The organism is Anabaena cylindrica UHCC 0172 (assembly GCF_034931625.1).
GTDB lineage: Bacteria > Cyanobacteriota > Cyanobacteriia > Cyanobacteriales > Nostocaceae > Anabaena > Anabaena cylindrica_A.
This window is the reverse complement of the sequence record NZ_JAYGGY010000018.1, coordinates 55007-63659: the sequence shown is the minus strand read 5'-3', so window position 1 is coordinate 63659 and position 8653 is coordinate 55007. Positions and strand designations below refer to the sequence as shown.

Sequence of the window (8653 nt, the reverse complement as noted above, 5' to 3'; positions counted from 1 at the left end):
ACCAATGACCAATGACCAATGACCAATGACCAATGACTAATGACTAATAACTAATTTGCAGTGTCACAGATGCTTGTACTTCTTGTTCACCACCAATTACGGGGGTAGAAGCATCTGCATTAGTTAATTTAGCCTCACTACGATAAAGCATAGGTGGTGGGGGCGCACTTGCACCATTAACCTGAATACTGACTACTTCCTTAGCTTGCAATCCTAAAGTATTTAAAACAGCATCAGCCTGTTGTTGGGCATCCTGGGTAGCTTTTTTGAGGGCTTGTTTTTGGGCATTTGCGATCGCATCATCACTAGCTATAAAACTCACACCGCTAATTTGTGTCGCTCCAGTTTTTACAGCTTCATCCAATAATGTGCCTACTTTATCAGTAGGAACGCGAAAACTCACTGTGTTACTAGCAGCATAGCCAGTAATTCTTTGTATATTATTGGTGTAGCTATAAACTGGATTCAGGCGAACACCTGTCGTAGTCAATTTGTCTACATTCCGGCTTTTGAGTAAAGCAACCACTGCTGATGACCTGCTGGCTGCCTCTTTTTGTACCTCCTGTGCCGTTTTTCCTTGAATTTCTACACCCAAACTCACTTGTGATAAGGTTGTAGGAATTGCTTCCATACCACGACCACTCACCGTCAAAGTCCGCCATAGTTTTTCTTTTTCCTGCGCTGATACAGGTAAAGTAAAAATCATAAATAATATTAAAGTCAAAGATAGTGCTTTCCCAAAGTTTCCGGTCTGAACACGAGAACTAGATAAAATATTTCGATGCATTAGATGTACACTCCTCAAAAAATTTATACCGAGTTTCCAGGTTTTAGCTAACTTTCACCCAGAAAATTCGATTTGCATATTTATACTTTGACACTCCTTCAATCAAAAAGTTGCTTGGTTACATTTTTGGCAACTAAAAATAGGGACTGGGGTTAATTTGTCCCCATATATCAGAGTTACATTGGCAGCAACTAATGAATTTTGCCGGAGGCATCAATTACTTTATACCTATTATCAGTATTGTATATATATCTAATATCCTATGATTGCTGTTAGGAGTAGGTATATATCTAGTCTATGAAATGGTTTCGATAAAAGAGTAAAAATAAAGAGAAGGATATTCACAGAACCAATGCAGTTTTTCAGTGCAATCAATTTTACTGTTCCTCTGTTGGCAAGTGCCACAGAATCAGCAGATAGTTCAATGGTAGTAGCAGCGGTGCTACTGAGTTTAGTCGTAATTTACCTCGCCAGTAAAATTGGTGGAGAATTATCCAATAAAGTGGGTTTGCCACCGGTTTTAGGTGAACTTGTGGGTGGTGTCTTAGTTGGTACATCTGTATTGCATTTGTTGGTATTCCCAGAAGGTGGTACAGACAGTTCTAGTTCATTAATCATGACTTTCCTGCAAATCACCGCTGGTTTAACTCCAGAAGCCACTCCACAGGTATTTGCTGCACAGTCAGAGGTAGTGTCTGTTTTAGCAGAATTGGGTGTGATTATCCTGCTATTTGAAATTGGCTTGGAATCCAATTTAAAAGACTTGATGGATGTCGGTATCCAAGCCGTAGTTGTGGCAATTGTGGGGGTAGCAGTACCCTTTGCCGCAGGTACAGTTGGTTTAATGACTTTGTTTGGTATCAGTGCTGTGCCGGCAATTTTTGCTGGGGCGGCTTTAACTGCTACTAGTATTGGGATTACTTCCAAAGTCCTTTCAGAACTAGGCCGCTTGAATTCTAAAGAAGGGCAGATAATTCTCGGTGCAGCCGTGATAGATGATGTACTGGGAATTATCGTCCTAGCTGTAGTGGCTAGTTTGGCGAAAGATGGCGCAGTAGATGTGGGTAATGTCATTTATTTGATTATCAGCGCTACTAGTTTTCTCGTTGGTGCGGTTGTATTGGGGAATGTTTTCAATAAATCCTTCGTAGCGATCGCAGATAAACTCAAAACACGGGGTGAATTGGTCATACCAGCATTTATCTTCGCTTTTGTCATGTCCTATCTTGCCGCTATTATCCACTTAGAAGCAATTCTCGGAGCGTTTGCAGCAGGGTTAGTCTTAGAAGAAACTGATAAACGCAAGGAACTACAAAAGCAAGTTATTCCCATTGCCGATATGCTAGTTCCTGTGTTCTTCGTCGCCGTCGGAGCAAAAACCGATTTAGGAGTTCTAAACCCAGCAATTCCTAGTAATCGAGAAGGTTTAATAATGGCAATTTTCCTGATTACAGTTGCCATTATTGGTAAAGTAATCACAGGTTTAGCCGTGTTTGGTCAACCCAACATTAACCGATTGGCAATTGGTGTGGGGATGATTCCTAGAGGTGAGGTAGGCTTGGTGTTTGCTGGTGTTGGTGCAGCTAGTGGCGCTCTCTCAAAACCACTAGGAGCAGCAATCATTATGATGGTAATTCTGACTACCTTTTTAGCTCCCCCTCTGCTACGATTCGTCTTTCCCGAATCAAAAACCGCAGCTACTTTAGACGACGGTTCCTCTGATACATTGTTAGCAATTGCAACAGCAAATGACGGTAAGCATTTGGAAGTCACTTCAGATTCTCAGGAGAGCTTGAATAAGTAGAAGTAGTCTTTATTCTGGTTTTTACTTGTCCATAGTTGATTATGGACAAGTAGACTTTGGCTACTTTTTTCAGTACCTCATATCTCAAATAATATTCAGTCCGGCTAATTGCTATTTCCCAATCCCCAGTACAGGCGTGTTGAAAGCAGTTACCTCGACTAGTTACTACTTAACGGAAACTTATATTTCGCAATCGCCGTCTCCTGTGATAGTTAATTTTCGTTGGTTTCTCGTTCTTGCTAGGATTTGGAATGATATTGGGTTCTACTCTGCCTTTACTGATTTGTTATGGTGTGAAAGTTTTCTAATCATGAGGGAGTAGCGCCCACTAACTTAACTTGTGCAGTTGACAGCGGTGGGTTTTATTGTAAATCTAGATTCCATGACGCACCTAAAAATCAGTTTTCTCTGCAATCAAGTGTCACAACATGGAGTTGTCCAAACGTAATCAATTCTGACTACCTTTTTGTGGTTATCATCTAAAAGTCATTTATTATGTATTTTGATTTTAGTAGCAGTGTCAAAGTTTAATATTAAATTTGAGATTTCGATAATGGCCTTGTGGTGAGAGATTTTAATTGACAATCCAAAATTATTATACGTGGTGATTGTGTGCAGATTTGCCAAAATTTTGAGATATTAATGACTTACATAAATGTAAATCAGGAGAAATAACATTGAAGCTACACTACTTACTACCCAGTACAGTTGGAACTATTCTTTCACTATCTTCCCCGACTTTAGCAGCCAAATTGGAATCTTGGCGGTTTGATAGTAATCAAAACCGACTAGAAATTAATACTTCGGGTGCTGTTCAACCCCAAGCGCAACTCATATTTAACCCCACACGGTTGGTAATTGATTTACCAAACACCGAATTTGGGCGATCGCAATCAACTCAACCAGTAGGTGGTGCAATTCGGTCCATTCGTGTTGGACAGTTTAACCCCACAACAGCACGTCTAGTAGTAGAACTCGCACCTGGTTATACTATCGACCCTAATCTGGTTAAATTTGTAGGTATATCGGCTAATCGATGGACAGTACAATTACCAAAGCTAGTAGTTGAGCAGGCAGCCGCACCGCCTGACAACAACAATAATAATACTTATAATTTAGTTACCATAGACTCCCCGACTAAACCTGAGTTTTCCACAGCGGCCAACACCACAGCCGGAATTACTCAAATTCAGAGATTACAAGCCACAGGAGATGGTTTTTTTATTCGTACTAGTGGCGGTAATCCCCAAGTGAGGGTAAATCGTAGCCGCGATAACAGCACAATATTTATGGATATTGCTGGTGCGACTTTATCACCTAGCCTCGCCTCAGGAAATGTAGCAGTAAATAAGCATGGTGTCAGCCGCATTGAATTCACCCAACTGCGAACTAAATCAGCATCTGTCCGCATCACATTACGGGTAAACAAAAATAGTCCCGACTGGCGAGCAACTGTAAGTGGTATAGGAGGCTTGGTTTTACTACCGACTAAAGGTGTTGTGCGCTTACCTCAAAACAGTAATCAATCAACACCCATTCCTGCCAACCCTAGCAACCCAACTGTTACCAACGCCCCAGCCACAATTCAGTCTGTGGAATTAGCTGGTAATAATACCCAACTACTGATTAGAGCTAATCAAACTTTATCTGCCCAGGGTAGTTGGGATAGAACTACTGGACTATTCCGCATCACTATTCCCAATGCTAAATTAGCTCCCAGTGTCAAGGGTCCTACTTTTGATGCCAATAGTCCTGTTCTCCGGGTACGTCTGCAACCACAAACACCTAACACTGTAGTTATTTTTGTCCAACCAGCATCGGGAGTCAGAATTGGGGAACTCAACCAGGTCGGCAATCAACTTCTAGCTTTACAATTACAACGATATGCTCAAGCCAGACCCCCAATTAGTTTACCTCCCTTACCATCACCAAATAGCGGACAATTACCAGACCCAAATATAAAGACTCCTCAGCCCAGACCCCGACGCTCAGTTCCTAAAGGTAAATTATTAGTTATGATTGACCCTGGACACGGAGGTAAAGACCCTGGAGCGGTCGGTATTGCCGGCATACAGGAAAAAAATATTATCTTACCCATTAGTAAAAGGGTAGCGGCAATTTTGCAGCAAAACGGGGTACAAGCAGTTATGACTAGGGATTCTGACTATTTTGTTACTCTCCCAGGACGAGTGGCAATGGCAGAAAGAGCTAATGCCGATGTTTTTGTCAGCATTCATGCTAATTCAGTCGGTTTGAGTCGTCCTGATGTTAGTGGCTTAGAAACTTATTATTACGAAAGCGGTCTGAGTTTAGCTCGAACTGTCCATAATAAAATTCTTCAAAGTGTCAATGTCAGAGATCGGAAAGTACGGAAAGCTAGATTTTTCGTCCTCAGAAAAAGCTCTATGCCCTCAATTTTAGTGGAAGTAGGTTATGTGACTGGGAGAGAGGATGCTGCCAAGCTGAGGACTTCAGCTTATCAAAATCAAATGGCAGAAGCGATCGCTCAAGGAATCCTCCAGTACCTAAGGCAACGATAGTAATTGCATCTCAAGTATTCAGTAAATAGACTTAATGATTTAGTCAAAAATAAATTGCATTAATCCCCAATGTTACCATTTTAGAAGTTCTGCTTGGAGAAATAGAATTTTCTGATTCCGGTTCATCTTGATAGCTCTTTTTGGTGTAATCTGATGCTTTGCAGGCTAAATTAATTTACGCTCATCAGGATGGCAAAATTTACAGCCTATGCTATAGTGTTACGCCATTAGCTGTGTCTCGATACCAGCACAAAGCCAAAGTTTGGGTGGTAAAGGTGTGAGGATTTACCAAGATGTTGAGATATTGACGGCTCCCATGAATGCGAATCAGGAGAAAGGACTGTGAAACTACACTGGTTAATACCCAGCACTTTTGGAACCATCTTGATGCTATCGTCGCCTGCGATGGCTACGAAATTGGAATCTTGGCGGTTTGATAGCAATCAAAACCGACTAGAAATTAATACTTCGGGCGCTGTTCAACCCCAAGCGCAACTCATATTTAACCCCACACGGTTGGTAATTGATTTACCAAACACCGAATTTGGGCGATCGCAAACCCAACAAATAGGTGGAGCAATTCGCGCTATCCGCATCGGGCAGTTTGACGAACAAACGACGCGCCTAGTTATAGAACTTACTCCTGGTTATACCCTAGACCCCAATCTGGTCAAATTTACCGGGGTTAGTAGCAGTCGCTGGATAGTACAATTACCAAATCTAGAAGCAGAGGCAGCACCTTCTTCTAGTTATATAGGTCAGCAAACAACAGAAACACCCACATTAATACCTCCCCAATCACCATTCACCCCAGCAACTTCTCCCCAAAATACTTACAACATGGTGACAACAACTCCTGTCACCCTGCCTAACCAAGATATAGCAGCCAACACCACAAGAGGAGTAGTTCAAATTGAGAACTTGCGAGTCACGGGAGATGGTTTTTTCATTCAGACCAGTGGTGGTAATCCCCCAATTCAAGTTAATCGCAGCCAAGATAACCGCATTATTAATCTTGATATTACTGGCGCAGCTTTATCATCAAATCTCACACAACGAGATCAGTTGATTAATCGCTATGGTGTCAACCGAATCGAATTTACCCAACTTTCTAGTAGAATTCCTACTGTTCGGATGACTTTGCGGGTGGATAGCAACAGCCCCGATTGGCGAGCAACATCTGGTGGTACTAGCGGTTTTGTTCTACTGCCTAATCGTCTGAACAGAGTTAAAGAAAATCAACCTGCTATTTCAAATGCTAGAGCAAATGTTAGCGACTCCCCAGCTACAATTCAGTCTGTAGAACTGGCAGGTAATGGGACACAACTACTGATTAGAGCCGACCAAGCTGTATCTGCTACCGGAAATTGGGATAGAAGCACTGGTCTATTTCGCATCACTATTCCTAATGCTAAGTTAGCTAATAAGGTAACAGGCCCTGCTTTTAGTGCTAATAGTCCCGTCCTCAGGGTACGCCTACAACCCCAAGCAAATAATACTGTCTTGGTCTTTGTTCAACCTGCATCAGGTGTGCAAATTGGTGAACTCAATCAAGTGGGAGATAAGCTTTTAGCGCTACAGTTACAACGCTCTCGTCAGTTAACGCCTCCAATTAGCTTACCTCCCTTACCACCAGTTAATAGCAGACAACTACCAGATCCAGATACAGCCCCTCAAATTCGTTCACAACCTCAACCACGTCTATCAGTTCCCAGAGGTAAACTATTAGTAGTAATTGACCCCGGACATGGTGGTAAAGATTCAGGCGCTCCCGGTCTGGGTGGTTTGTTGGAAAAGGATGTTATTCTCCCAATCGGAAAAAGAGTAGCTGCTATTTTGGAGCAAAATGGCGTTCAAGCTGTGATGACGCGAGATGCTGACTTTTTTGTGGAACTAAAAGGGCGGGTAGATATAGCAGAACGGGTAAATGCAACTTTATTTGTGAGCATTCACGCTAATTCAGTAGATAATCGTTCTGATGTGAATGGTTTAGAAGTATATTATTACGACAGTGGTTATGGTTTAGCCGAAACCGTTCGTAAGACTATCCTTCAGGATATTGGGACTATCAAAGATAGAGGAACTCGTAAAGCTAGATTCTATGTCCTAAGAAAAAGTTCTATGCCTTCAATTTTGGTGGAAACAGGCTATATGACTGGTCGCGAGGATAATCCCCGTTTAGGATCACGAGAATATCAAAATCGGATGGCAGATGCGATCGCTCGTGGTATTCTCAAGTACTTACAGCAAAGATAAGAATACACTACGTTAAAAATGTAAGTAGGTGGGCATAAATATTTATCGTTGAGACAAGGCAGGAGGGAAGAGGTTTTGAGGCAACTTTACGTTTCGTTACATACTTCTGTTTTTTTTCGCCTACCTACTTAGTCCAAATTACTAATTACAAAAAACAGAATTTAGTGGTCAACTAGCAGATTGTCTGCTAAATTCTGTATTTTAAAATAACAAAATCTAAATCAATATTTGCCTGTGTATTCATCCTCTATTTTTGAAGGTAATTTTGACGATTTCTCTGATAAAGAACATCAACGCTCCCCCATTGGGGTGTTTGACAGTGGTGTAGGTGGACTGACGGTACTGCAACAAATTTATAAGCAACTTCCCAATGAATCAATTATTTACTTTGGGGATACAGCTCATCTTCCTTATGGGATTCGTTCACAAACAGAAATTTTACAATATGTCAGGGAAATTCTGGACTGGATGCAACAGCAACGGGTGAAAATGGTGATTATGGCTTGTAACACCAGTTCTGCCCTCGCTCTAGAAAATGTCCGTCAAGAATTTAATTTCCCTATTTTGGGAGTAGTCCTACCAGGAGCGAAGGCAGCAGTACAGCAAGGTAAGCGAATTGGTGTCATTGCTACCCCAGCTACTGCCAAAAGCAATGCCTATCGTCAAGCTATTATGGAAATACAACCCGATGTTCAAGTCTGGCAAGTTAGTTGTCCAGAATTTGTGCCACTAATTGAGCAAAATCGCATTCATGACCCTTACACAATGGAAGTGGCAAGATCCTATTTAGAACCATTAATCAAACAAGAAATCGACACTTTAGTCTATGGTTGTACCCATTATCCCCATTTAGCACCAATACTGCGATCGCTCCTCCCCTCACACGTTAAACTAGTTGACCCAGCTGTTCATGTCGTGGCAGCTTGCGCTCAAGAGTTAGATCTATTAAACATCAGAAATAATTATCTCCCAATGCCTACTCGTTTTGCTGTTAGCGGTTGTCCACAACAATTTGCTCAGTCCGGATTGCACTGGTTAGGCTATACCCCTCTAGTAGAACAGGTATACCTGACTGATGCCACAGTATCCTAGTACCGAGTACCGAGTACCGAGTTGAAAGTAGTCCATAGTTAATGACAGAAGAGCCATTGCGTTGTGCGGCTTCCCCCCGTTGTCGCAACTGGCGTAGCGCTCTAGAGAGGAATCAAGAGTGTGGTCTAAATACATGAAAACTGCGGTAACTTTTTTACTCAACACTCAGTACTC

The 8653-nt window shown here is 41.9% G+C and carries 5 protein-coding genes; 4 read left to right on the top strand and 1 reads right to left on the bottom strand.

All coding sequences use genetic code 11. From position 1 onward, the window contains the following. Positions 1-43 precede the first annotated feature (43 nt). The gene (locus VB713_RS07590; protein WP_323310955.1) at positions 44-787 is read right to left on the bottom strand and encodes an SIMPL domain-containing protein; all 744 of its coding nucleotides are present in this window, start codon (positions 785-787) and stop codon (positions 44-46) included. A gap of 352 nt (positions 788-1139) precedes the next feature. On the opposite strand from VB713_RS07590, the gene VB713_RS07585 reads away from it, so the two are divergent. From VB713_RS07585 to murI, 4 genes are all read left to right on the top strand, one after another. After that, positions 1140-2591, top strand: coding sequence for a cation:proton antiporter (locus tag VB713_RS07585; protein WP_323310954.1), 1452 nt, complete (start codon positions 1140-1142; stop codon positions 2589-2591). A 677-nt stretch (positions 2592-3268) separates the two neighbouring features. Further along, entirely contained in the window at positions 3269-5131 is a 1863-nt protein-coding gene (locus tag VB713_RS07580) for an N-acetylmuramoyl-L-alanine amidase (RefSeq protein WP_323310953.1), read from the top strand. Positions 5132-5473: 342 nt separating this feature from the next. Beyond that, a complete protein-coding gene (locus tag VB713_RS07575; protein ID WP_323310952.1) occupies positions 5474-7387 on the top strand; it encodes an N-acetylmuramoyl-L-alanine amidase in 1914 nt (637 codons plus the stop codon). Between the two features lie 234 nt (positions 7388-7621). Continuing rightward, entirely contained in the window at positions 7622-8479 is an 858-nt protein-coding gene (gene murI / locus VB713_RS07570; RefSeq protein ID WP_323310951.1) for a glutamate racemase, read from the top strand. Positions 8480-8653 lie beyond the last annotated feature (174 nt).